This is a genomic window from Trichococcus palustris, from assembly GCF_900114465.1.
In the GTDB taxonomy this organism is placed as follows: Bacteria; Bacillota; Bacilli; order Lactobacillales; family Aerococcaceae; genus Trichococcus; species Trichococcus palustris.
This window is the reverse complement of sequence record NZ_FOTD01000024.1, coordinates 1-24,165: the sequence shown is the minus strand read 5'-3', so window position 1 is coordinate 24,165 and position 24,165 is coordinate 1. Positions and strand designations below refer to the sequence as shown.

The window sequence follows — 24,165 nt, the reverse complement described above, 5'->3', positions numbered from 1 at the left end:
CTTAATTCCATATCTGCTATGCTCCATTCACTGATCATTCCGATGCTGAATGCGCTCACATTTCCATAATGACACAAGTATCCCATTCCGACAAGCGGGAGCGCCTATCAGAAAAACACTGTATTTTCGCAGCAATAGTACGGCCATGCAGCGTTTCTGCTTATCCTGGATATTCTTTTTTGTACAACTCGACCCCTTCGGTGAATCGTTGGATGCCGTCCTCCAGGAGTACTTTCGGGCAGGCGTAATTCCAACGGACAAAATGCGGTCCATTGCCGCCAAACCGTGGAATTCGGTGCAGACAGCCCGCCAATGCTTTGCAGGTTGGCGCGCTGTAATGATCATTGCCGTAATGCGTGATCAAAACGGCATCCAACTGCGGAACCTGTTCCGGTTCAATCGGCATATCGATCAACAAAGGCATATCGAACCCTGTGAACTACTCACGACACAAGTCGCGAGCTTCCTACGAACGCCTTCCTTGTCTGCGTATGTCTTTTACAGACAGAGGGAATGGATATGGAGCAGGCTCAAAAGGCCCTACTCGATTGCTTTCCTCGGGCCGACAAAGAAATGATAACCGAAACTGACGGCACTGAACCCCAGCAAAATGGCAGCCTCCGTCGTGAAGATGGCCCGTATCGATGCCAGCCGAAAAAGCTTTTCCAGCAGGGCGATGCCATAGGGAGAAAGGGCTGCCCCCAAGTTGAATCCCACCAACAGGAGGGAAGTCGACAGATTCGCATTCCCCGTATGGCTGCTGTTCACTTTATTGAACAGGTACGGGATGAATGTCCGGAAAGAAAATCCGCAAAGTGCGGCAGCCAGCCCCGTTACCAGGACGCTGTTCGACTGGCCGACCGCGAACAAAGAGAGTCCCAGCAGCAGGAAGGCGATCGGCAGCGTATATTTCCCGATAAACGTAAAAATCTGCCCGAACAGGAATCCCGCGGCCATCGCACCGATGCCGATGAAGGAAAGGATGTTGCTTCCATCTGTGGCATCGCCATAGCCGATGGTCGTCATGAGCGGCGTTACCCGAACGGTGATCGACATGTAAAACATGACCACCACAAAAAGCAATGCAATATACCCGAACGTCCCCGCACGCATCTTCCCCTTGCCCTTTCCTTCGGTGTCACGTTCTCGCGCATCATCAGCCCCGCGCTTACCGGAAAATCCGCTCGGTTCTGCCGGGATATCCGGCACAAACAACGCGAACAAGACGAATGCGGGAAGGGCGGCAATGTAGACCCAAAATGACGTTTGCCAGCTGATTTTGAGCAGCTGCCCCACGAGAAACGAGATGGTCATCCCGCCGATCCCTTCAAATGCGCTTTGAAATCCGATCATGGTGGCCCGCTCTTTTCCCTCATAAAAATACCGGATAAAACTGACCAACAGCGAATTGAACAAACCGATCCCGATTCCGAAAAATGCCCGCGAAAGAAAAATGACCCAAAAGTTGTGCACAAACACCGGAATCAGACCGGATACCGTGACGATGCCCAAGCCCAGCAATACCGTCTTCTTGTAGCCGATCCATCGTGCGATAGTATGGCTGAATAGGACAGAAAAAATGAGAAAAAGCGACGGGATCGTCGTCAACGACTCCACAACCTGCAAAGGAATGGTTGGAAATTCTTCTGCTATTTTCGGCACATTTGCCGCAATCGATCCGCCCGTAACGACAATAAACGAACCCGCTAATAGCGCAATCTTTTTGAATGGCGTCCGCTTCATGGAAATTACCTTCCTTCCTGATATGCCCAAAGGGTATGATGATTTAACTTCATACCTATTGTATCGCGCTTTCGCTCGGATTAATAATAGCTATTTCGAATCATTCACGATGCCCGCAAAGCATATTTCAACATCTCGATGAACTTTGCCGTAGCCGGGGAAAACACTTGGTATTTTTTCCATGCGATGACGACACCCGTCTCCAAAATGGGCGAGAATGGTTTGAAGCAGATGTCCCTTTCCTCACTGATGCTGACCAGTTTCTCCAAGCAGACCGCATAGCCCAGGCCTTCCTCGACCATGATGGCGGCATTGTAAATCAGATTATAGGTCGCGATAATCTGCAGTTGCTCGTAGACATCGCCGAACCAGTTTGCCAATTCGTTGCGGACAATGGACCGCCCTGCGGTTATGATGGGATATGGCTCCAGATCGCTTGGGCTGATGGTGTCTTTCTGCGCCAGCGGGCTGTCCTTCTTCATCAAGACACCCCATTTCTCTTTTTTAGGGATCCGGATAAAATCATATTTTTCCACATCAACTGGTTCCGTCAATAGGCAGATGTCAATCAGCCCCATGTCTACCCGCTCCTTGATGTCATCGGCATCCGCGCTGTAAAATTTGTAAGTCACCTGGGGATATTCTTCACTGAAGGCCTTAATGAACTGCGCCAATACATGCATGGATTGGGTTTCCCCGCCACCGATGGCGATTTCGCCATTCATGAACGGCTGTTTTTCTTTGAATTCCCGCTCGATCTTATTGGCCAAGTCGAGGAGCTCTTCCGCTCTTCTCTTCAGGAGCATCCCTTCGCTCGTCAACGCGATTTTCCTTTTCCCGCGCTTGAACAACTGGACCCCTAATTCTTCCTCCAATTGCATCATTTGACGCGACAATGTCGGTTGTGTGATATGCAATTTTTCAGCGGCATTCGTGATGTTTTCCTCATATACAACGGTCAAAAAATAATTCAAAATACGTAATTCCATACCATCATCCTTCCGTTCCTTTAGCATTCCCGGCACAAAAATGCTTCGCCCTAGACGCGCATCATTTCTGCTCTGCGATACAATACAAAAATAGCCAGATATTTCTATCTGACTTTTCAGCAGTCACTGTGACTCTGATTTCTTTTTATAGTAAGTTTACTTGTGTTTAACAAATTGTTTCAATGATTTTTAGGTCTTTTGATAGGCTACTTGGTTATTTTTTTGGCCAAACGTATTTTTAGAGTTTTTCTTTCCCATCACCAAATCGTTTAACACTTTTCTGGTTCTCTTTTTTTAGATTTTCTTTATTTTTCTCTGCTTCGCTGATACTTGCTCACATTCCCATTCTTTGCTTTTGAGATTATATCCACCTTACACTCATTTTACATCACTTTATACCTTTTTATGCATAATGGACGTAAAAAGTTGTAAAACGGTGCATATTAATATACAGCTGGTGCATCATCTATGCCAGACAAAAAGTCCCGGAAGATTCCGATAGTTGGAATTTTCCGGGACTTTTTAATTTTTTTCTTTGTTTCATAGTGTCGAAACTTTTGATTCTGCAAGTTCCATCATCTTTTCCAACGGGCGGAGAGCCTGCTGCATCAATTCTTCATCCATCTTAATTTCCGGCGTCAGAGTGTGCATCGCATCATACAATTTCTGCAGCGTGTTCCGTTTCATGCTGCGGCATGTCTGGGTACGTGTCGGCACCAGGAACTCCTTACCCGGAGCCGCCTTCTTCATCTGATGCAAAATGCCTACCTCGGTGCAGACGATATATCCCGGTGCATCATTCTTCTTCACCTCATCCAACAACACCTTTGTGCTGCCGACTACGTTTCCGAGCGCAACAACTTCCGCCTGCGCCTCCGGATGTACCAGTATCTTGTAATCCGGATGGGCTGCAATCATCTCCTGTACAGCCGCGACGCGGATCTTGTGGTGGACACAGCAGAACCCGTCGTGGAGAATGACGTTTTTTTCCGGCAGCTGGCTCTTAATGTACGATCCAAGATTTACATCCGGAATGAAATAGATGTTTTTCTGCGGCAGGCTGCGCACAATCTGCAGGCAGTTGGACGACGTCACACAGACATCGCTGTGCGCCTTTGTTTCCGCCGTCGTATTCACATAGGCGACAACCGCCAAATCATCGTACTGTGCCTTGACACGCTCAATTTCATCGCTGCTGATCATATCAGCCATTGGACAACCGGCATTGATGTCCGGCATGATGATTTTCTTGTCTGGGCTCAGTATCTTCGCACTCTCGCCCATGAAGTTTACCCCGCAGAAACAGACTGTCTGCTGTGGGGTAGTCGTCGCCAATTTGGCCAACTGATAGCTATCACCAATGTAGTCCGCCACGTCCTGAATATCGTCCTGGACGTAGAAATGGGCCAGAACAACGATATCCTTCTCCTGCTTCATCCTCTTTATGCCCGCGACTAATTCCGCATCGCTCATCTGTGGTGCGCTCATCTTCTTCATCTATACCATAACCTCCACGGCCTTATCGCCTTTGATTGTCTTGACACCTGTCAATAAAAGAAAGATTATCATGCTGAACAAAACCTGTCAATGTTCCCTTTTTAATCAGTTCATCCAACAAACGCGCCTTCGTTAGCGGCTGGCGGAAGATAAAAATCGAAGAAGAACACTGTAAGCAACAATTTCCCATCACCAAAATACTTCCTTTACGCTAAAATCCTGCATCATCCTAGGAATATTCCCTTTTTCAGGGTGATGCAGGATGCTCTGTACATTCATGTGATAGTTTTTACCTATCATATTTGTTCGTTTTTAACTGTTTGTGTCTTTCCAGCTCTGATGATAACATGTCCTCATGCCTTTAAATGACTAAAAGTAAGGGCGTATCGCTTTCCCAGGTTATCAGAGATTATTGTTTGATAGGAAGGGCAACCGCAATCCTGAATAGCTGCTGAGGTAGTTTAATAGGAAGGATAAATTACCGCGCTTCCTGTCGAATCAAAAAATAAAAGTAGGAGTGTATAAAATGAAAAAATTACTATCAAAGATATTATTCGTGGGTGCAGCGGGCTTGGCATTGGCCGCCTGTGGAGCAACTAACTCAACTTCATCGAGCTCATCAACCAGCTCAAGCGCAGCAAGTCAAGGAACCGTTTTAAAAACTATCGAAAAAAATAAACAATTGCGCATCGGCGTAGAAGGTACCTACCCTCCCTTCAGCTACCACGATACAAAATCAGGCGAGTTAGTCGGTTTCGAAGTGGAAATCGCAAAAGTCATTGCTAAGGACTTGGGCGTGGAACCCGTTTTTGTTGAGACGAAATGGGACTCCCTTATCGCTGGTTTGGATGTAAATAAATACGATATCGTCATCAACAATGTCGGCGTTACGGAAGAAAGACAAAAAGCTTATGACTTCACGGCTCCCTATTTCGAATCCTATGGTCAACTGGCAGTCAGCAAAGATTCAGGCGTTCAAACCTTAGCTGACTACAGCGGCAAAAAATCTGCTCAATCAACTACAAGCAACTTCGCTCAAAATGCGCGCGATTTAGGCGCTGAAATCGTGCCCGTCGATGGCTTCAACCAAGCTGTCGAATTGGTTTCTTCCGGCCGTGCCGATGGAACAATTAATGACTACATTACTTTTTTGACTTACTTTAAAGAACATCCGGAATCCACCTTAAAATTGATCGATGAAAAACTGCCTTCAAATGATAAAATCGGGATTATTCTTCAAAAAGAAAATACAGATTTTCAAACCAAACTGAATGACATCATCGCTAAACGCACGGAGGATGGGACATTCAAACAAATCTTTGAAAAATATCTTGGCGAAGACATCAGTGTTGGAGCAAACAATTAATAAAAGGACCGGTGAGTAAATTTTGCAGCATACATTATCCATAATCGAAAACGCCTTTTGGCCGATTTTAAAGGCAGGATTTACGGTAACCATCCCCTTGTCGCTGATTTCTTTTGCCTTGTCGCTTGTCTTAGCGATTTTCACTGCAATCATGAGGATTTCGAAAAGAAAATTATTGCAGGGGCTTGCCTGGTTTTACGTTTGGGTCTTCCGCGGCACGCCGCTCTTGATCCAACTGTTCATCGTGTTCTTCGGTTTGCCGAAACTGAATATCACCCTGGATGCGTGGACTGCAGCCATCCTGACTTTCGCCTTGAACAGCGGCGCTTATTCAGCCGAATCCATCCGCGGCGCCATCTTATCCATCCCTAGAGGGCAATGGGAAGCGGCCGACTCATTGGGCATGACGCATGGGCAAGTCCTGAAAAGGATCATCTTCCCGCAAACCATCCGGATTGCCCTGCCGGCTGTCATGAATGACTTCATTTCTTTAGTGAAATCGACATCATTGGCATCCAGCATCACGATCATCGAAATGACGATGGTCGGGCAACAATTTGCTTCCGTAACTTACGAACCATTGATCCTGTATATCGAAGTGGCTGCCGTTTACCTCTTTTTCAGTACCCTCTTAACGTGGGGCCAAGGTAAATTGGAAATCAGAACTTCAAAATATCTGAAGAAGGCGTGATAACATGATTGAAATAAAAAATATTCAAAAATCTTACGGCGCCTTTCATGCTTTAAAAAATATTTCTTTATCCTTCCGCACGGGTGAAACGACCGTCATTGTCGGCCCATCCGGATCGGGCAAATCGACACTGCTGCGCACGTTGAATCTGCTGGAAGTGCCCGAAAGCGGCATCCTGAAGAATGGTGAATTTGTGGTGGATTTCGGCGCCAAAATTTCAAAGGACACGATGATGGCCATCCGCAAAGAAACGGCGATGGTGTTCCAGAGCTTCAATCTCTTTCCCCATTTGTCGGTTCTGGATAATGTCATTGAAGGTCCGTTCACTGTCTTACGACTGTCAAAAGCAGATGCGACAGCCAGAGCGAAGAACCTTCTTAAAAAAGTGGGATTGGCCGATAAGCTGGATAATTATCCCGAACAACTTTCCGGCGGCCAACAGCAACGGGTGGCCATTGCGCGGGCATTAGCCATGCAGCCTGAATTTGTCTTGTTCGATGAACCTACTTCCGCTCTCGATCCCGAGTTGGAAGCAGAAGTGCTCCGGGTATTGAAAGAACTCGCTTCCGAAAAATTATCGATGATCATCGTGACGCATAACCTTGATTTTGCAAGAGAGGCTGCGGATCGCATCATCTTTTTGGAAGATGGTGTGGTTGGCTTTGATGGGCCAACAGATGAGTTCTTCAAACACTCAAACGATCCTCGCATCGCCCACTTCATCAGCAGCATAACGATCTAAAAAGATAGACTGGCCAAAGTATCTTGAATACCTTGGCCAGTCTATCTTTTATTTGAATTTTTTCAGCCTTGGATGATCTGTTAGGAAGAAGCAGTGCCATTGAAAATCCGTAATGTTCGCATTTTCATCTTTTTGTGGTATAGTAGGCCAGTCAGCCTATTGCACAGAGACCACTATATAACGCTTCGTGGCGATGACTTGGTAAGGATGATACAGAAATCCTTTCCCAAATATGCCCGAATAATCAGCTAATTAAATAAAATGCATGAAAACCATGCCGAAGGAGAAACACTTGTTATTTAAAGAATTAGAAATGAATCCATCCCTGCTGCGCGCACTGAAAGAGGCAGGATATAATAAAGCTACGCCCATCCAGGAAGAGGCGATGCCGCATCTGCTGGAGAAAAAGGACCTGTTGGGTTGTGCCCAGACCGGTACCGGCAAAACGGCAGCATTTGCTTTGCCGATCCTGCAAAACCTTATGGAAGAAGGGCCCACTGAAAAAACAGTCATCAAAGCCCTGATCCTTGCCCCTACCCGCGAGCTTGCCCTGCAAATCGGGGAAAGTTTCCAGACTTACGCGAAATATCTGCCCTTGAAGACCCAAGTTATTTTTGGCGGCGTTGGTCAGAACCCCCAAACGGCCGCATTGAAACGCGGTGTGGATATCCTGGTGGCAACCCCGGGCAGACTTCTTGACCTTATTGGGCAGGGATTCATCAAACTGAACCAAGTATCTTATTTTGTGCTGGACGAGGCGGATATGATGTTGGACATGGGGATGCTCCATGATGTGCGCCGCATCATTCGCGAATTGCCTAAAAAGCGACAAAGTATGTTCTTTTCGGCTACCATGCCGAATGAGATCGAAAAGCTTGCAGGCACCATTTTGTCAAATCCGGTGAAGGTGGAAGTCACTCCGGTATCCTCTGCCGTGGAAACCATCACCCAGAGCGTCTATCCCGTGGCGAAGGCCGACAAGTTAGGCCTCCTCATTCATCTACTGAAGGAGGACGATATGGATAGGTCCTTGGTCTTCTCAAGAACCAAGCATGGTGCGGACAAGATCGTCAAGAAACTCTTGACGGCAGGCTTTACAGCCCAGGCTATCCATGGAAACAAATCCCAAGGGAACCGCCAAAGGGCACTGGCAAACTTCAAGTCCAAAGAGACCAGCATCCTCGTAGCAACGGATATTGCAGCACGCGGCATCGACGTACCGGAACTATCCCATGTCATTCTGTATGATCTGCCTGAAGTGCCGGAAACGTATGTCCACCGCATCGGGCGAACAGGACGCGCAGGATTAGGCGGAAAAGCCATCTCCTTCTGCGATGAAACGGAAACAGACCTGTTGAGAGACATCGAAAAGCTCATTCAGAGAAAAGTGCCTGTAATAAAGGATCAGCCTTTTTTGTTGAAAGAAGGCAGCATTGTCCCGGCGCCGCAGAAGAAAAAACCGGATGCACCGCGCAGCAACGGAAACCGTAACAGAGCACCGCAAAGTAAAAGCGGCGGTCAGAAAGTCGCACGCGGACCCCGTATGCAAAGTAAAAAAAATACCCAAAGCAAGTAATCAACAAGAGAGCTCCCACCAAAATCGGTGGGAGCTCTCTTGTCTTCTATATAAATTGAGTGGATGTAGCGTTACGGTCCTCTTACTTGTTTTCTTTATAAACATTTTGAGCGTTTGTTTCTGTTGCGAAAAATGAAGCCGCCACGCTTATGCCAACAAATCCGATTAGGACCAGAAAAGCTTTTTGATAGCCACCAAACAGATTTGCATTGTTAGCGTCCAAAATTTTCCCCATGATAACTGGGATGATAGCTGCACCTGCAAAAGCTACGCAGTTTACAACGCCAGTAGCAATCCCCGAAAGTCTTCTGTCATTCACTTCATTTGCTATTGTCCAAGTCATTGTGAAATTTGTCATGACAAAACCTAGGGCGAATAACAATAGTGCAAGCAAGCCGGTGGGTACTTTTACGTATATGAATAGGATCCACCCTACTAAAGTTAAGGCACTTAGAAGAACCAGTATGATTTTCCTCTTCTTTATCCTGTCCGATACATATCCAATAGCAATAGAACCGACCGCTGAACCGAAAACTGCTGACATGATCAAATTTGCAGCCTGGATTTGAGTAAGACCATATGCAGTCATCAGAAATGAACCTCCAAATTGGCCTAAAAGGACTACATAACCTACATATAAGCCTATATTCACAATACCCGCAATCCAGGTTCCTGGATTGGACATGACTGATTTCAATGCTTCCCCAACTTTAACATCGTTCTTGACAGCTGCCCTGCCTTCAAGTTCATCCATTCCCGGAAGCCCCTTTTCCGTAGGGTCATCCTTAACGAATATCATGGTTAATGCAGTGAAAAACAGCATTACTATTCCCAAATAAACAAAAGTGCTTCTCCACCCAAAGGCGCTAGCCGCATATACAAGCGGAGTTTGGGCCAAAAGTGCCCCAGCGTTTGCAGCCAATCCGGCAAAACCAATCATGAGTGCAAAGTTTTTTGAGTAAAACCATCGCGATTGAATCTTAATGAGGCATATAAAAACAACCGATACTCCTATTCCGACTAAAAATCTTCCGATATAAGCGATCGTCAAGGTTGGCGCTAATCCGAAGATGACTGAGCCTATTGCAGCAAGTATCGAAAATATGGTTACCGTCTTTTTTGGCCCTAGCTTGTCAGCAAGTATTCCTGATGGAATCTGCATGATAAAGTAAGCATAGAAGTACATCGAACCAATATTGGCAAACTGAGCCGCTCCTATTCCAAAAGTTTCTTGAAGGTCGGCCCTGACAACACCCGTTGCCATACGATGGAACGTCACAAAAATATACATGAGTGCCAGTATTGTCCAAACAACCCATCTTTGCCTTTCAACTTCTTTAATTTGCTTTTGTCTTTTTACATCGACTTGTTTATCCATATTTATTACACTGCCTAAAGCTATTTAAAACTAGTTTATGTTCGATTCCCTGTTCTTCGTGTCCGATTTGGTCCATTCGGAGTACTTCTGTTTGAGGTAACACTCCGAGGGTATAAATTCCGATGCAACGAATTATGCATATCCAAAATACCGCTATATTTGCTTCCCCGCGCTTCCATCATGATGCGGGATGGCTTGGATTTCACGAGCTTCCGCCGTTGTTCGATGAACATGGTTGAACCGGATATTGGCTAATCTTCTACACTGCTTTCGGATTTTAACTTCTAGTTTTAAGAGATTTTTAGATTTAGGCTTTCCTTTCTTGTATTTTTTGCTGGCGCGTCTCTGTCATCTCTTGAGACGTTTCTCCGCTTTCCTCACGGAGGTTGTAATATGGATATCATATCATAGTAGAGATATTTGCGTCTTGCTTGAACTTCCTTACTGCTAGCTACTAAAAGCGCTCCAGAATTATTGGATAGAACAGTGTCCTTAAAAACCCTGCGACGTTAATCATGGGAGGTTCGAATAGGTCTAATTTTTGTACAGTTTTCGGATGCGGAGTATAATTCAGATAGGTACAATATAGGATGGAAATAAGCCCCTTTCCTGTCCCCTTGTTCAACTGAAGCCTTAATCCCTTCTCCACTGGTCATCGCCATTATTTGCTACTAACCAACCCTAACCGCCAAATATCCCAATCCCCTCCCTCAATTGACTTTTGGCCTATACTTTGAATTTAAAGGAGAAGATAGTCATGAAACAGGAAAAAGTACCAACAGAACAATATCAAGGCACTGACAAACTGCTGTTTGGTATGGTTCTGGGCGTAATCACTTTCTGGCTTTTTGCGCAAACAACGCTAAATATTGCGCCGACTATGCGTGAAGATTTGGGCATTGATGTGAACACCAGCAATATAGCCGTCAGTATAACTGCTTTATTTTCCGGTATTTTTATCGTCGTCATTGGTGGATTGGGTGATAGGTTCGGCCGTGTCAAAACAACCAAAATAGGTCTCGCTTTGAGCGTCATCGGCTCGCTTTTGATTGCTTTATCTCCCGCTGGAACGGCAACTTTTTTGTTGGCAGGGCGCATTGTCCAAGGCCTCTCCGCAGCTTGCATCATGCCCAGCACCTTGGCGTTGATCAAAGCTTACTATAAAGATGCCGCACGTCAGAGAGCCGTCAGTTTTTGGTCCATGGGTTCTTGGGGAGGCTCCGGACTTAGTGCTCTTTTCGGTGGAATCATCGCATCGACCATTGGCTGGCGTTGGATCTTCTGGATTTCCATTTTCGTTGCAGCAGCCAGTTATTTCTTGATTACCGGAACACCAGAAAGTAAGAATCCCCCTGTTGATAAACATAAAGGCTTCGATTATGCAGGCATCATTACTTTTATGCTCGGAATGGTCGCATTGAATATCGTAATTGGTCAAGGCGCTAAGATAGGATGGACCAGCCCTACTATATTGGGTCTTGCCGTAACGGCTATTGTGATGCTCACCGTTTTTATCATGATCGAAAAAAGGAAAGAAGACGGTTTTATTGATTTTCATTTATTCAGTAATAAAACGTATACCGGAGCCACTATTTCCAATTTTTTGCTCAACGGAGCCGCTGGTACACTGATCGTTGCTTTGACATTGGTACAGCTAGGTGCAGGGAAAACGGCTTTTCAGGCAGGTCTTCTGACAATCGGCTATTTGATTGCCATCTTGGCGACAATCAGGGTTGGTGAGAAGTTGCTGCAAAAATGGGGTGCCCGTAAACCGATGATTTTAGGCTGCATCATTACAGGTATCGGTATTTTCATGACGGCATTTACCTTTGTGTTGGCCAGCCAATACATGGTAATCGCTACAATCGGCTTCACTCTCTTTGGAATAGGCTTAGGTTTCTATGCAACACCATCCACGGATGCAGCCTTATCGACCGTTCCGGCAGAAAAAGCCGGTACAGCTTCAGGTATTTATAAAATGGCATCCTCTCTTGGCGCTGCCTTCGGTGTGGCGATTTCGGCCGCAATATTCACAGGGCTCAGCAATGGAAATGTCAGTTTTGTTGAGGGTCTTTTCTGGGGACGCACTGACAATATTGCAATCCGCTATGCCGCAGCGATAGCCTTGCTGTTCAATCTGTTTATGGTAATCGTCGCAATCATTGCCATTCTGATGACAGTCCCAGCCGGTAAACAAGAAACAAAAGAATAAACAGCATCCCATTTCAGATTTAGCGAAAGCAGATAAGAAGAAAGGAAGTGAACAGGCAGGTTCCGCTTACGACTAAAGTCGCGAGTGTCCACGCCCTATTTATGAAAAAAGAAGATTTAGTAACCTATATCGATCAGCATGCCGATGAACTTTTCGGCATTGCCCAAACCATTTATGAAAACCCAGAGATTTCTAAGGAAGAAGTGCATTCAGCCGAATATTTCAGAAAGCTCCTTCAGGAGAACGGTTTTACCATTCACAATTTTGAACAGGAAGAATTGAAGAACGCTTTTTATGCCGAGTTCGGAACGGGACATCCTGTTGTAGCCATGCTGGGTGAATATGATGCACTGCCGGGTTTATCGCAGGTGGGGGGTTCCAAAGAGAAGAAAGCAGTCGAAGACGGAGCGCCTGGACATGCATGCGGGCATAATTTGCTCGGAACCTGTGCGTTTGGCGCTGCAATCGCGGCCAAAAAATATTTAGAAGAAAGCGGACAAAAAGGCACCGTCCGCTTTTATGGTTGTCCGATGGAAGAATTGTTGATCGGAAAAGTAATCATGGCAAAATACCATGCCTTTGATGGTTGCGACATGGCGTTCAGTTTCCACCCTTGGGATGCCAACATTCCCGTTTCCGAAGGTTTCTTGGCGATGAACAATATGCGGTTCCGCTTTACTGGCATTTCTTCCCATGCAGGCCAAGCGCCAGAGCAAGGCCGCAGCGCACTGGATGCAGTGGAACTGTCAAATATGGGTGTCAATGTGATGCGCGAACATATCATCAGTTCCGCAAGAATCCACTATATCATCACAAACGGTGGCGAAGCTCCGAATATTGTGCCAAAAGAAGCTGCTTCTTGGTACTATGTGAGAGCTCCCCATCGTAATGATGTCGTTGCTATTACCAAGCGCGTCATCAACTGCCAAAAAGGCGGTGCACTGATGACGGACACGACGTTTGAATATGAGAACGCTGGCGGTTGCTATGAAATCTTGCCGAATGAAATTTTATGCGATGTAGCCAGAAGAAATTTCGAAGAAATGAAGATGAGCCCGTATACCGAAGAAGAAAAGGAATTGGCGAAAGCACTATCTGACTCACTTCCTCCCGAACAAGTGGCGAAAGAAAGAGAAAATATCGGCTTTGCTGATACATCAAGTGCCATTCACACAGGCATCATCTCGAAAGAGTCGATGAGCCGCTACAATATTTCAGGATCATCGGATATAGGCGATGTTAGCTGGCTCATGCCGTTCAGCATCATCTTCACCGCCACTTGGCCACTGGGAGTCAATCCACATACTTGGCAATCTGCTTCTGCTTCGGGAAATACCTTAGGCCAAAAAGGAATGCTTTATGCATCAAAAATCATGGCTGGCATGTTTTATGACGTCATAAATGATGCCGAAATTTTTGAGAAAGCCCAAGCGGAATTCAACCAGCGTACGGAAGGCAATCCTTATGTTTCCCCGCTTCCATGATCGTTAACCTACTGTTTTTTGGGGATTGCTAGCGGTCATTTTGGGATCTAAACACATTTTACAACTCCTCCATTTCTTATTTCCCGACCCAAATAGGAAGGCCAAGATCCGCATATGGAATCTTGGCCTTCCTATTTGTCTGATGGTTCATGGACATCATATATATTTCCAAAGAGCGTTGACTCAAAGGGAGTCTGTTGAAAAATCCCTATCCACGACTTAGCCTTTTGATTATCGTCACTTTTAACAAATCATTCAAAAAAAGACAAGATGCCATTGCATAGCCCAAAATGGTAATGACTTGCCACCATGGTAATGGATCGATTCCGGGGATGCCTATAAACGTAAGCGCAGTACCTATGCTTATATCTGCAAAAAGAGCAGCGATAAGGGTTTTGCTGGGCATTGTCTTCCAGAACCAACGACGTTCCCGCACCGATAAAATGGAGAAGGCAGCGAAATAAAGCAAGGATAAGAAACTGAATGTAAAAAGCGCATTATCGTTACTTGACAAACCAAACCGCGTCCATCCGATATATAAAAGTGCCAGTGACTCAACAACCATTGCCAAACCGATTGCCACCGACATAAAAACATATCCGCCGATCTTCCAAGTCTCCGGTTTTTGGGAAGGCGAAACGTAATCCGTAGCAAGACTGATCTTTGCGAAGTCTGTCATGAAAACCAGTAAAAGCATGGCGAAGGCAGATACAACAAACTTTCCAGTTACCGCATATGCGATGACTACATAAGCCGATTTCAAAATTGTCCTGCTGATTTTATTGATGATCCAGGTTAATATGCGCTGATAAATCGTTCGCCCTTGTTCAACCAAGGATACAATGTTTGTCAACCCAGGTTCGGTAAGTACGACACTGGCGGCACTCTTGGCCACATCAGTAGCAGAGCTGACGGCAATCCCCACTTCAGCCTGGCGCAGGGCAGGCGCATCATTAACACCGTCTCCGGTCATACCAGTAATATGCCCGGTTCTCTGTAATTGCTTTACTATGCTAAATTTATCCTCCGGGTATATCTCCGCGAAGCCATCTACGTCCATAGGGAAATCGATATCTTCGGTGCTAGGGCGTTCCCCTGACCCCTTCAGATCCGCAAGGCGGCGAATGTTGCTCAGTCCTAATTTTTGGGCAATCTCAACGGCGACAGCCAGAGCATCCCCCGTCAAAATTTTCACCGAAATACCAAGGTTCTTAAGATCCACGATAAGTTTCGGTGCATCAGAACGAACGGGATCAAATAAGGTCACCAATCCGATCAGGATAGGCACCTCCGTCTCAAGTCCGCGCGCCACAGCCAAAGTTCGGTATCCTTTTTGTGCCGACCCTCTGACTTGCTCCTCTAAAGCGTCGATTTCCTCCGGTTTAAGTCCACAAACTTGGGCGATTACTCTAACGGCCCCTTTCATTATGCGATGACGCTTTCCGCTTTGCTCAATGAGAGCTTCCGTCCTTCTGTTTTTAGTATTGAAAGGAGTAAATGAGATGATTTTGACTGATTGTAAATTATCGAGTAGATGATCCGCCTTTGCTTTGCCAAGAAAAGATAAGTCGATAGGATCTTGGTTGGCTTCTTGAGATGCGAGTGCACCCGCATATAATACATCCTCTTCGGTCATTTCCCCAAATGTAGTTATGCTAACAATGCTAAGTTGATTCATCGTGATTGTCCCCGTTTTGTCTACGCATAGGACATCCATAGAAGCTGCATCCTCAATCGCACTTAAACGCGTGACAAGTACGCCGCGTTGAGCAAGCTCCTTTGCGCCGACAGCCATGCTTACCGTGAACATGACCGGCAGGGCAACCGGCACTGCGCTCATCAGCAGCACCAGGACAAGCGGCAATATTTCAGTGATTGGCACAGAACGAAAGAACGACATCACAATGACTACTCCCAACAGGGCCCCTACAATAACAAAGAGCCATCTGACGACTTTAGCAACAACTTCTTCAATATGGAGCTTAGGACGGGCCTCCTGGACAAGTTCGGTTGTTTTCCCGAAATAGGTGTCCTTGCCCGTCAGCATCACTACCCCATTCCCTTCACCCACCCGTACCACGGAACCAGACGGCAAGGTGTCGCCTATATTCTTCTCTACATCACTCGATTCGCCCGTTAGAGCAGCCTGGTCAAGCATCAGCAAGCCAGCCAGTAATTTGGCATCGGCAGGGACGATATCTCCAGGACGCAACCGAATGATATCCCCCGGAACAAGCTCTCGGGCTGGAATCAGGCTCCAGCTTGCTTCACGCAATACACGAGCATCAACCCGCAATCTTTTACGCAATGTTTCGATGACCCCGGCGGATCTTTGATCTTGCAGGAAACTTAGAATAGCATTCATAACCAGCAAGATACTGACAATGATAAGTTCTGGGTATCTGCCTAGCCATGCGGATAATATAATGATCGATTCGAGCATCCAGGCAGAGAGGCCCCAAAATTTACTTAAAAATCCACGTATCGGATTTTTTCTCCTTTCTGGAACTTCGTTGTATCCGTATTTCCCCAGTCGTTCGATTACCTCGTTTTGAGTAAGCCCCTTATCCGGATCCACTTGAAATGGTGATAATATCTCTTCCATTGAGGGATTTCCCATCGCATCTTCATCTTCTTCCCTATTTTGCTTCTCATTTGCATCTGTCGCATCGGATTTTGGATGGAATTTCTGCATAAATCGCATCAGCCCCCTAATTCGTTTTCTCTTTTGCAGCAAATGTAAAAATCAACATTGGTTCGATTGCGAAATCTCCGACACACATTACAATTACACTTTTATTTTATCACTAAGCGCCCAAAACAGTAAACGCCAACAATCGGAGCGTCAGAATAGTCACTGTCGGAAAATCCCACTGTTTCTGAGCTTTATCATAAGATATACATGTGTTGATTTTATGGATAAAAAAACCACCATCAAGAAAGCCAAGATCGTCTAGAATCTTGGCTTTCTTGATAGTGATAGTTCATGAGCATCATATATATTGGGAAAAACTCACTCCAAACATAAGACTTCGGATTTCCCCAACTATTCTTTCAATATTTTCTTCTTTTGTTGGTACTCTTCGTCCGACAGTTCCCCTTTTGCATAACGCTGATTCAGGATTTCAAGTGCCTCATCCCGATTGCTTTGCGATGTAGCGTTTTTATTGCTTCCTTGGACCAGTTTTATCACCGCATATACGATGACAACGATTAAGATTACCAAGAAAATCATCATAAAAATACCCCATCCACCCATCATGCCATGTCTGTAATAATTCATCATTTTCTCTCTTCCCCTTTCTATTAATGTTCAGAAATAACTTGCTCCAGTTCGCCATGCCAATCGCGGTACCAAACTTTTCCAGTAAGGCCATTGACGCTCAACATCCCGATTACTTTGTCGTCTTTCTTGATATAAAAAGTATAGTAACCATAGAACGCATGCCCTTCACCCGGAACCGAATAACCTTCTCCTAGCTGGTTCTTCACGAAATCGTCCGCAATCTTGACTGCTTCTGTCTGTTTCACCTTTGCTGTATACGTTGCGTTCGCATTGTAGCGGAAGGAACCTCCCATCATCATGCTGTATTTCTCGTTCCATCTCATGTTGGGCCCCGGCTCGGGGTAAATCTGTCCCGTATAAGGATTGACCAAAATTTCCATTGCCCCTGTGCCGGTATCTTTCTCTTCCACCGAAACGTAGTAATCCGCATCTTTGAAGACAAAAATATCCGCCACCTGAAGGTTATTTCCATAACCCTTCAAATAATTTTCGACATCCGACAGAATCTGGTCGGGCGTTAATTTCTCATTGCCGCTGTTCTGATTCTGGTTGCTGTTGACTCTGCCGCCCATCATGCCGCTGTTGTAATACCCTTGATTGTAAACGACTGGCTCAGCACTTTTTGCGAACAGAAACAACCAGATGCTGGATCCAATCAATACGGCAATTGAAACAAACAGGATCATACCCCACACTAATTGATGCTTGTTTCTCATATCCTCGTCTTCTTTCTCCACTAAGTCTTCCCATTCGATTATGGATCGGGATCTTTTCTTTAGACACTTTGGTGAATGTTGCTAACCGAAATTCTTCGTCTCAAAGTCGCTTCTACATTTCAAATTATAGTCCCCAGTATCGCTAAATGCTAATGCCAGCTATCCATAGATCCAGAATATATGAATGAGATCCTCTCCTCCTGAAAAAATGATTGTGAAGCAACTATTGAATTTGATAATCATAATATACCAAAGCAATGTGTGGATCTTATGGAGATATGGCATCTCCATAAGGATTTGAGGAAAGAGCTTCGTAAACACGGTATCATCGAGTACATTTAACAGCGATGCCACTTCTTTTCTACTTTTGCTATAAATAATATGGACGCAATAGAGAAATTAGCGTTAGAGAATAGGTTCATCCAAATTAGTAGTTTATCTGGTTATGAACCACTGAATGTCTAAAATAATCACCACAGCAAAAAAACACGAAGATATACAGTATCCATGCTTTTTTGGCACTCTCAATCATTTATAAAGACAATTATTTTCCGGGAATGCTAGTGAATATTCCTGAAAAAACGTTCCTGTTATACGCTGAGGAATCCACCATCAACAACGACTTGAGACCCTTCCTGAACAGGAAACCAGAGGAAGCATTGCAAGCCGAGTTCTGTAGTGACTATCAAGAAAAAGTCGTTGAAGCATATCCGGTTGAAAAAGATGGCAAGGTTCTTTTGCCGTTCAGAAGAATCTTCTTCACGCTGTACTGCATTTAAAACGCTTAGAAATACTCGCTTCTACGGCTTTGTTGCATTCCGATGTGGTTACAATCATTAAGAGGGTGAGACAAAATACGTTTAGACCCGAATCACTGGAGCGAACAATCGGAGGATGGTCGCAGACCATCTGAGCATTATTCGTGAAGTGACGTCGGGTCTGCTTTTTGGAACACGTTTGCGATTAATTATCAGGGGCTGTCTCTCATTGAGGCTATCCCTTTTTTATTATCTTCATATTTCCAAGCTAGCTCATTCAGGAATTCCTGCATCCCCGGTTTTCGATTGACGAGCGCGGCGGGTTATTTGGCGCAGATAAGGTCGGGAAAACCTTCCGAAAAGTCGGCGACGGGTTTATTGGATTGCCCCATCGTGATAATAACCTTCCGTGGAGTCTTTGAGAGGTTATTCTGTAGAAAACGCTGTATTCTAACCCGCCGGACTGCTTTCGACGGGTTTCCCACAGTCCTCCAAACCCAACAAAAGAGTCGTCTTGATATGAGACAGCCCGTATGGGAATTAAAAAGGGTACCTCCTCAGAAAATATTATCTCAACAACGATTCTGGATACACTCACGATGATCCTGAAAAATATTCTTTCCATCGCATTAACACCCTTTCCAGTGAGATTCCTTCAGCATAGTGTAAACATTGTTCGCAACCTGGGAAGATCAGCATTATGGACATTTAGGAATACCTGTCAGGATGTTCGAATCCGATGGGCGGAGGAATTCTTCAAGCAAGATAAGGCCTGCATTCACGGATCAATCACCTTCAATATTTGTAACAGCCATTTCCACATTGAATTTTAGTGTAATTTGGTGTAAAGTTTGCCTTGAGAGAACCCCTTCCGATGGTTGTTGCCAGTGCATTAACCATAACCGATAGGTGTTCTTTTTTCACATCCGTTGGCTGTGATCCAGAAATAAATAATACGTTGATAGATCATTATGAGCGTTAGGCAGAATATATAGCTTAATAAGGTTAATAAACTACAGCTATCCGGAAAGAGAGGAATTTCAAACTTCATATGAATACTTCAATAGAAATGTTGTTTCAATTATTCGAACGTGCGGCACTGCTTTTGATTACCCTTTTTTTTATGGCAAGGATTCCCCGGTTTAAAGAAATCCTTCAAAGGGACAAACATTCCCCTATCGAACTGTCGATCCTGACGCTTATTTTTTGCTCGTTCGCTATTTTTGGGACATATTCGGGCATTGAAGTAGAAGGTTCCCTTGTGAATGTCCGCATTATCGCTGTCATGGCTGGGGGGATTTTGTTCGGTCCTTGGGTAGGAATTATTACAGGCATTGTCTCAGGTGTGCATCGGTTCTTAATCGATATTGGCGGAATCACCTCCATCCCCTGCTTCATTTCAAGTATCGTAGCAGGCGTTGTTTCCGGATATTATATTAACCAAAAAGTAAAAAAATCCGTACGTTGGATTTACGGAATCGTGGCAGGAATGTTAAGCGAGGCTCTGACTATGCTGTTAATCCTTGCATTGGCTAATCCATTTAATCTTGGATTGGATATCGTTTCTAAAATCGCCTCTCCCATGATTCTAAGCCAGGTAAGTATCGGACTCATTGTGTTAATGATTATGAGCGTGGAAGGCGAAAAGGAAATGATCGCTGCCAAGCAAGCAAAGTTAGCTCTGGAAATAGCCAATAAGACGTTACCTTATTTCCGTTCTATCAATAAGGACTCGTTAAATACCATCTGTACCATTATAAAAGACGAAATTAACGCGGATGCCGTTGCCATTACCGATACACAAAATGTACTGGCCTATGTGGGTTTGGGTGAAGAAAAATACACGATTGGGGAGGAAATCATCAGTGATTTAACGAAGGCCGCCATTAGAAGTGGTGAATTCGTCATTTCCGATCATGCTTCCGAACACCATATGCCACAAATCCAATATTTCCTCATTATGCCGTTTAAAGAGAGGGATATCGTTACAGGAACGCTTAAAATTTATTATCGCAAAGCATACAAAATGACGTATCCCTTACAGACGATGGCAATCGGTCTATCGCAAATTATTTCTACGCTGATGGAGGTATCACGTGTCGAACAGATTAAAGAGGAGGCAAACAAGGCCGAGTTACAAGCCTTGCAAACAAAAATCAACCCTCATTTTCTTTTCAATGCATTGAACGCCATTGCTTCCACTACACGTAAAAATCCTGATAAGGCACGGGATTTGATCATCAACCTCTCCAGCTTTATGCGCTATAACCTAGAATTAAGCGATGAATTGATCGATATCCATAAAGAACTTCAGCAGGTGAAAGATTATGTTGAAATTGAGAAAGTACGCTTCGGTACGCGCCTACAGGTTGATTATGAAATTGACGATGTGGCAGTGAGGATCCCAAGCCTATTGATTCAACCGCTCGTAGAAAATGCGATCAATCATGGCATCCTAAAGACGAAAGAATCAGGGATTGTCACCATTTCGGTAAAAAGTATCGGCGAAGCAGTGCGGATCAGCGTCAAAGATACAGGCACCGGGATTGATCAAGAAGTTATTCAAAATTTGTATCATGGCAACGTCCCATTAACAAAAATCGGCTTATCCAACGTACACCAACGGGTCAAGCTCATTTACGGGAATGGACTTGTGATTCATCGCCTAAACCCGGGAACAGAAGTTTATTTTGATGTGAAGAAGGGGATCGAATGAGAGCCATCATTGTTGAAGATGAAATACCTGCACGCGAAGAACTCGAATATTTAATTGCGACTTACAGTGACATCGAAGTAACGGATTATTTTGAAGATGGGTTAGATGTATTGAAATTTTTACAGGAGCAGGAGACCGATGCGATTTTTCTGGATATCAATATCCCTTCCCTTGATGGCATATTTGTAGCAAGCAACATAAATAAATTTGCAAAGAAACCTTATATTATTTTTACGACAGCCTATAAAGAACATGCCGCACAGGCATTTGAACTTGAAGCATTTGATTATATCCTGAAACCTTATGAAGAGAAGCGGATTGCCTCGATGTTGAGTAAACTGGAAGCTGCTTACCAGCGTGATCAAATGGACAACAATCCGCAAAATAAGGAAACATTCGAGAATGATCATCCGTCCCTCAGCAAAGCAGGGGAGGGAAATTTGGGAGTGGCTAGCCGAATCAATCTACGGAAGGATGACAAAATTATCGTAACCGATGTGAATGACATTTATTATGCCGAGGCAAGTGAAAAGGTTACGTTAGTCTATACTCTTGACGGGGAATTCACGATGCCAATGAGCATCTCTGAATTTCATGCCCAACTCCCTCAAGGTCTCTTTTTCCGCTGCCATCGTTCTTATTCGGTTAACCTGTCAAAAATCCGTGAAATTGTTCCCTGGTTTAACCAAACGTATTTACTGCGCTTAAAAGGTCTTGATGCGGAGGTTCCCGTGAGCCGAAGCAAAGTAAAAATATTCCGGCAAATCATGCGGATATAACAGCCATTCATTCCTCTCCATCGTCATTTCATTCCCCTACACCGTCAACTCAAGAGGAAAACGGTTTCAGCCCTCTTTTCGGTGCTATATTTCTATTAAAGCAAGAGGTTGCCACTAATAAATCTTGCAACAATCGGAATGAAAAGAGGAGATTCAAATGACAGAAAAAAAAGATAATCGCTGGCTCGTGATGTTGGGGACCGTAATTGTAATGATGGGATTAGGAACCATCTATACGTGGAGCCTATACAACCACCCCTTAGTGGAACGTTTTGGCTGGGACTTAAATTCAGTTGCCGCTACATTTTCAATCATGAGCTTTGCATTAGCTTTCTCGACATTATTTTCAAGTAAAGTTCAAGAGAAAATAGGTCTTCGCCGTTTACTTATCTTTGCAGGCATTACGCTAGGAGCAGGGTTAATCATCAGTTCGCAAGTTTCATCCTTATGGTTGCTTTACATTTTTGCAGGCGTGATGGTTGGAGCCGCAGATGGCCTTGCCTATATGACAACTTTATCGAATGCGATAAAATGGTTCCCTGAAAGAAAAGGTCTTATTTCGGGAGTTTCTGTTGGATCCTATGGCTTGGGCAGCTTATTATTCAAGTACATCAACGGCTCTGTCCTTAAATCAGTAGGCGTTTCTCAAGCCTTTCTATTCTGGGGATTAATCGTCATGGTGATGATCGTCGGTGGCTCGCTCTTAGTAAAAGAAGCAAAAATAACGAATAAAGCACAAAGTATCACTGTCAATGATACAGCACAGAAAAATTACTCCGTGAAAGAAATGTTGCGCACAAAAGAATCTTACCTATTGTTTGTGGTCCTCTTTACGGCTTGTATGAGCGGATTATTTGTGATTGGAATCGTGGCCGATATTGGGGTAAGCATGGCTGGCTTAAGTGCGGCCAGTGCAGCAAGCGCTGTGGCATTGGTGGCGATATTCAACACACTAGGCAGAATCATCCTTGGAACGTTATCCGATCGGTTTGGCAGATTAAAAGTGGTCTCCGTAGCTCTTAGTGCAACAGCCATAGCAGTCCTCATTCTAAGCTATGCAAAACTAAATTACGGATTGTACTTCGGCAGTGTAGCCGTTATCGCCTTCAGTTTTGGCGGAAATATTACTATATTCCCTACCGTTGTCGCTGAATTCTTTGGTTTGAAAAATTCGAGCCAAAATTATGGAATCGTATACCAAGGCTTTGGATTAGGTGCCTTATCTGCATCTTTTGTCTCTTCGATTCTGGGCGGATTTGAACCTACATTTAAACTCATTGCCATTTTGAGTATTATCTCAGCAGTGATTGCCCTCAAACTGCAAGCTCCAAGTCTAAAACAAGCTTCTGGAAAAGACTGGTCAATCAAAGCATTGGATCCTGAAAAACGTGCACTCCACGCTAACTAAAATCCCATTTTTTTCTTGGTGGTTGTTCTAAAGGCTAAGTTGACTTATGCAGGCAATTTTAGTGAACATAAACATCGATAAATATAGCTTTGAGTTAGGACAATAAGGCAAAGTAAAAAAGCATCACTCGTTGAATCCCTACCAAGGAATTTAGCAAGTGGTGCTTTTCGATGCCTTTACTATTCTTTATGTGCGCAGTTTTAGTTAATTTTTATAAGAACAACAATAATCTACATACTTCTCTACAACCATTTTAAAAGAGGAATTTGCAGGAACCACGTAGCTTTCTCCTTTACCATAGAGCGTGTATTTGTCTTCGCCCGGCAGCATAACCGACATGCTGCCGCCAAGGACTTCCATGGTTTCCTCAGCATCGGTATTGAACTCGTATTCCCCTGCCAGCATAAAACCAAGCGTCTTTTTCTCTCCGCTCTCAAACTGGACCGTTCTGCTTGTAACTTTCCCGTCAAAATACACATTTGCCTCTTTGATTACAGTAACATTTTTGAATTCCATTATTTTCCCTCCGTTTGTAAAAGTTATTACTTACTTCCAAATGCCCAAACTTACCGCTTTATATAGTATAAGTGAATGTGGCGTTGAAGTCCACAGCCTCGAACCTATCGGAGTGCTTTCCATTGTAAAAATCCTTTTATAGTGGTCTTGGATAATTCACCTTCCAACCATTGTTAAGTTTTTTTGTGGAACAATAGAGTTTTCTATTTTTATCTTCAATCCGACAGAAGACTCCCGCCTCAAGGAATGATAGGGGCATAGCCCAATGAGTAGGCGGGAGATGAATGTCGGTAGGCGTCAGCCTATTT

At 44.5% G+C, this 24,165-nt stretch carries 19 protein-coding genes; 10 read left to right on the top strand and 9 right to left on the bottom strand.

Going from position 1 to position 24,165, the window contains the following annotated elements; translation table 11 throughout:
- Positions 1-160 precede the first annotated feature (160 nt).
- The 4 genes from BM101_RS14590 to nadA all read right to left on the bottom strand — a co-directional run bounded on the left by BM101_RS14590 (position 161) and on the right by nadA (position 4,229).
- A complete protein-coding gene (locus tag BM101_RS14590; RefSeq protein ID WP_087032427.1) occupies positions 161-424 on the bottom strand; it encodes a hypothetical protein in 264 nt (87 codons plus the stop codon).
- A 116-nt stretch (positions 425-540) separates the two neighbouring features.
- The gene (locus BM101_RS12255; protein ID WP_087032425.1) at positions 541-1,743 is read right to left on the bottom strand and encodes an MFS transporter; all 1,203 of its coding nucleotides are present in this window, start codon (positions 1,741-1,743) and stop codon (positions 541-543) included.
- A 104-nt stretch (positions 1,744-1,847) separates the two neighbouring features.
- Positions 1,848-2,732, bottom strand: coding sequence for a LysR family transcriptional regulator (locus tag BM101_RS12250; protein ID WP_087032423.1), 885 nt, complete (start codon positions 2,730-2,732; stop codon positions 1,848-1,850).
- A gap of 540 nt (positions 2,733-3,272) precedes the next feature.
- The gene (nadA, locus tag BM101_RS12245) at positions 3,273-4,229 is read right to left on the bottom strand and encodes a quinolinate synthase NadA (protein ID WP_218149936.1); all 957 of its coding nucleotides are present in this window, start codon (positions 4,227-4,229) and stop codon (positions 3,273-3,275) included.
- Positions 4,230-4,755: 526 nt separating this feature from the next.
- Here nadA and BM101_RS12240 point away from each other — a divergent pair.
- From BM101_RS12240 to BM101_RS12225, 4 genes are all read left to right on the top strand, one after another.
- A complete protein-coding gene (locus BM101_RS12240) occupies positions 4,756-5,595 on the top strand; it encodes a transporter substrate-binding domain-containing protein (RefSeq protein WP_087032421.1) in 840 nt (279 codons plus the stop codon).
- 22 nt (positions 5,596-5,617) lie between these two features.
- On the top strand, positions 5,618-6,286 hold the full coding sequence (locus BM101_RS12235; protein WP_087032419.1) for an amino acid ABC transporter permease: 669 nt from the start codon (positions 5,618-5,620) through the stop codon (positions 6,284-6,286).
- Between the two features lie 4 nt (positions 6,287-6,290).
- The gene (locus tag BM101_RS12230) at positions 6,291-7,028 is read left to right on the top strand and encodes an amino acid ABC transporter ATP-binding protein (RefSeq protein ID WP_087032417.1); all 738 of its coding nucleotides are present in this window, start codon (positions 6,291-6,293) and stop codon (positions 7,026-7,028) included.
- Between the two features lie 292 nt (positions 7,029-7,320).
- A complete protein-coding gene (locus BM101_RS12225; RefSeq protein ID WP_218149935.1) occupies positions 7,321-8,604 on the top strand; it encodes a DEAD/DEAH box helicase in 1,284 nt (427 codons plus the stop codon).
- 82 nt (positions 8,605-8,686) lie between these two features.
- Here the strand turns inward: BM101_RS12225 and BM101_RS12220 are convergent, their stop codons facing one another.
- Positions 8,687-9,982: an MFS transporter gene (locus BM101_RS12220; protein WP_087032413.1), complete on the bottom strand. Its 1,296-nt coding sequence runs from the start codon at positions 9,980-9,982 to the stop codon at positions 8,687-8,689.
- Positions 9,983-10,739: 757 nt separating this feature from the next.
- Between BM101_RS12220 and BM101_RS12215 the strand changes: the two genes are divergently transcribed.
- Both BM101_RS12215 and BM101_RS12210 read left to right on the top strand, forming a co-directional pair.
- Positions 10,740-12,194: an MFS transporter gene (locus BM101_RS12215; RefSeq protein ID WP_087032412.1), complete on the top strand. Its 1,455-nt coding sequence runs from the start codon at positions 10,740-10,742 to the stop codon at positions 12,192-12,194.
- Positions 12,195-12,241: 47 nt separating this feature from the next.
- Positions 12,242-13,678 carry an amidohydrolase gene (locus BM101_RS12210; protein ID WP_087032411.1) on the top strand — a complete coding sequence of 479 codons (1,437 nt, stop codon included), beginning with the start codon at positions 12,242-12,244 and terminating at the stop codon, positions 13,676-13,678.
- A 208-nt stretch (positions 13,679-13,886) separates the two neighbouring features.
- Here the strand turns inward: BM101_RS12210 and BM101_RS12205 are convergent, their stop codons facing one another.
- From BM101_RS12205 to BM101_RS12195, 3 genes are all read right to left on the bottom strand, one after another.
- Positions 13,887-16,373: a plasma-membrane proton-efflux P-type ATPase gene (locus BM101_RS12205; protein WP_218149934.1), complete on the bottom strand. Its 2,487-nt coding sequence runs from the start codon at positions 16,371-16,373 to the stop codon at positions 13,887-13,889.
- Positions 16,374-16,724: 351 nt separating this feature from the next.
- Positions 16,725-16,964 (bottom strand): SHOCT domain-containing protein, encoded by a 240-nt coding sequence (locus BM101_RS12200; protein ID WP_087032409.1) that lies wholly within the window; start codon positions 16,962-16,964, stop codon positions 16,725-16,727.
- A 20-nt stretch (positions 16,965-16,984) separates the two neighbouring features.
- Entirely contained in the window at positions 16,985-17,680 is a 696-nt protein-coding gene (locus tag BM101_RS12195; protein WP_143084469.1) for a hypothetical protein, read from the bottom strand.
- A gap of 563 nt (positions 17,681-18,243) precedes the next feature.
- Here BM101_RS12195 and BM101_RS12190 point away from each other — a divergent pair.
- The 4 genes from BM101_RS12190 to BM101_RS12170 all read left to right on the top strand — a co-directional run bounded on the left by BM101_RS12190 (position 18,244) and on the right by BM101_RS12170 (position 23,341).
- On the top strand, positions 18,244-18,459 hold the full coding sequence (locus BM101_RS12190; protein WP_087032406.1) for a hypothetical protein: 216 nt from the start codon (positions 18,244-18,246) through the stop codon (positions 18,457-18,459).
- A gap of 1,030 nt (positions 18,460-19,489) precedes the next feature.
- On the top strand, positions 19,490-21,154 hold the full coding sequence (locus tag BM101_RS12180; RefSeq protein ID WP_087032401.1) for a sensor histidine kinase: 1,665 nt from the start codon (positions 19,490-19,492) through the stop codon (positions 21,152-21,154).
- The gene (locus BM101_RS12175) at positions 21,151-21,933 is read left to right on the top strand and encodes a LytR/AlgR family response regulator transcription factor (protein ID WP_087032399.1); all 783 of its coding nucleotides are present in this window, start codon (positions 21,151-21,153) and stop codon (positions 21,931-21,933) included. Before BM101_RS12180 ends, BM101_RS12175 begins: the two co-directional genes overlap by 4 nt.
- A gap of 157 nt (positions 21,934-22,090) precedes the next feature.
- The gene (locus BM101_RS12170) at positions 22,091-23,341 is read left to right on the top strand and encodes an L-lactate MFS transporter (protein ID WP_087032397.1); all 1,251 of its coding nucleotides are present in this window, start codon (positions 22,091-22,093) and stop codon (positions 23,339-23,341) included.
- Between the two features lie 204 nt (positions 23,342-23,545).
- Here the strand turns inward: BM101_RS12170 and ppnP are convergent, their stop codons facing one another.
- Positions 23,546-23,857 carry a pyrimidine/purine nucleoside phosphorylase gene (gene ppnP / locus BM101_RS12165; protein ID WP_218149933.1) on the bottom strand — a complete coding sequence of 104 codons (312 nt, stop codon included), beginning with the start codon at positions 23,855-23,857 and terminating at the stop codon, positions 23,546-23,548.
- Positions 23,858-24,165: the final 308 nt, after the last annotated feature.

Excerpts from the sequence above, each read along its gene's own strand:
- BM101_RS14590 (WP_087032427.1), bottom strand. The coding sequence starts at position 424 with ATGCCTTTGTTGATCGATATGCCGATTGAACCGGAACAGGTTCCGCAG.
- BM101_RS12255 (WP_087032425.1), bottom strand. The coding sequence starts at position 1,743 with ATGAAGCGGACGCCATTCAAAAAGATTGCGCTATTAGCGGGTTCGTTT.
- BM101_RS12250 (WP_087032423.1), bottom strand. The coding sequence starts at position 2,732 with ATGGAATTACGTATTTTGAATTATTTTTTGACCGTTGTATATGAGGAA.
- nadA (WP_218149936.1), bottom strand. The coding sequence starts at position 4,229 with ATGAAGAAGATGAGCGCACCACAGATGAGCGATGCGGAATTAGTCGCG.
- BM101_RS12240 (WP_087032421.1), top strand. The coding sequence starts at position 4,756 with ATGAAAAAATTACTATCAAAGATATTATTCGTGGGTGCAGCGGGCTTG.
- BM101_RS12230 (WP_087032417.1), top strand. The coding sequence starts at position 6,291 with ATGATTGAAATAAAAAATATTCAAAAATCTTACGGCGCCTTTCATGCT.
- BM101_RS12220 (WP_087032413.1), bottom strand. The coding sequence starts at position 9,982 with ATGGATAAACAAGTCGATGTAAAAAGACAAAAGCAAATTAAAGAAGTT.
- BM101_RS12215 (WP_087032412.1), top strand. The coding sequence starts at position 10,740 with ATGAAACAGGAAAAAGTACCAACAGAACAATATCAAGGCACTGACAAA.
- BM101_RS12205 (WP_218149934.1), bottom strand. The coding sequence starts at position 16,373 with ATGCAGAAATTCCATCCAAAATCCGATGCGACAGATGCAAATGAGAAG.
- BM101_RS12200 (WP_087032409.1), bottom strand. The coding sequence starts at position 16,964 with ATGATGAATTATTACAGACATGGCATGATGGGTGGATGGGGTATTTTT.
- BM101_RS12195 (WP_143084469.1), bottom strand. The coding sequence starts at position 17,680 with ATGAGAAACAAGCATCAATTAGTGTGGGGTATGATCCTGTTTGTTTCA.
- BM101_RS12180 (WP_087032401.1), top strand. The coding sequence starts at position 19,490 with ATGAATACTTCAATAGAAATGTTGTTTCAATTATTCGAACGTGCGGCA.
- BM101_RS12175 (WP_087032399.1), top strand. The coding sequence starts at position 21,151 with ATGAGAGCCATCATTGTTGAAGATGAAATACCTGCACGCGAAGAACTC.
- BM101_RS12170 (WP_087032397.1), top strand. The coding sequence starts at position 22,091 with ATGACAGAAAAAAAAGATAATCGCTGGCTCGTGATGTTGGGGACCGTA.
- ppnP (WP_218149933.1), bottom strand. The coding sequence starts at position 23,857 with ATGGAATTCAAAAATGTTACTGTAATCAAAGAGGCAAATGTGTATTTT.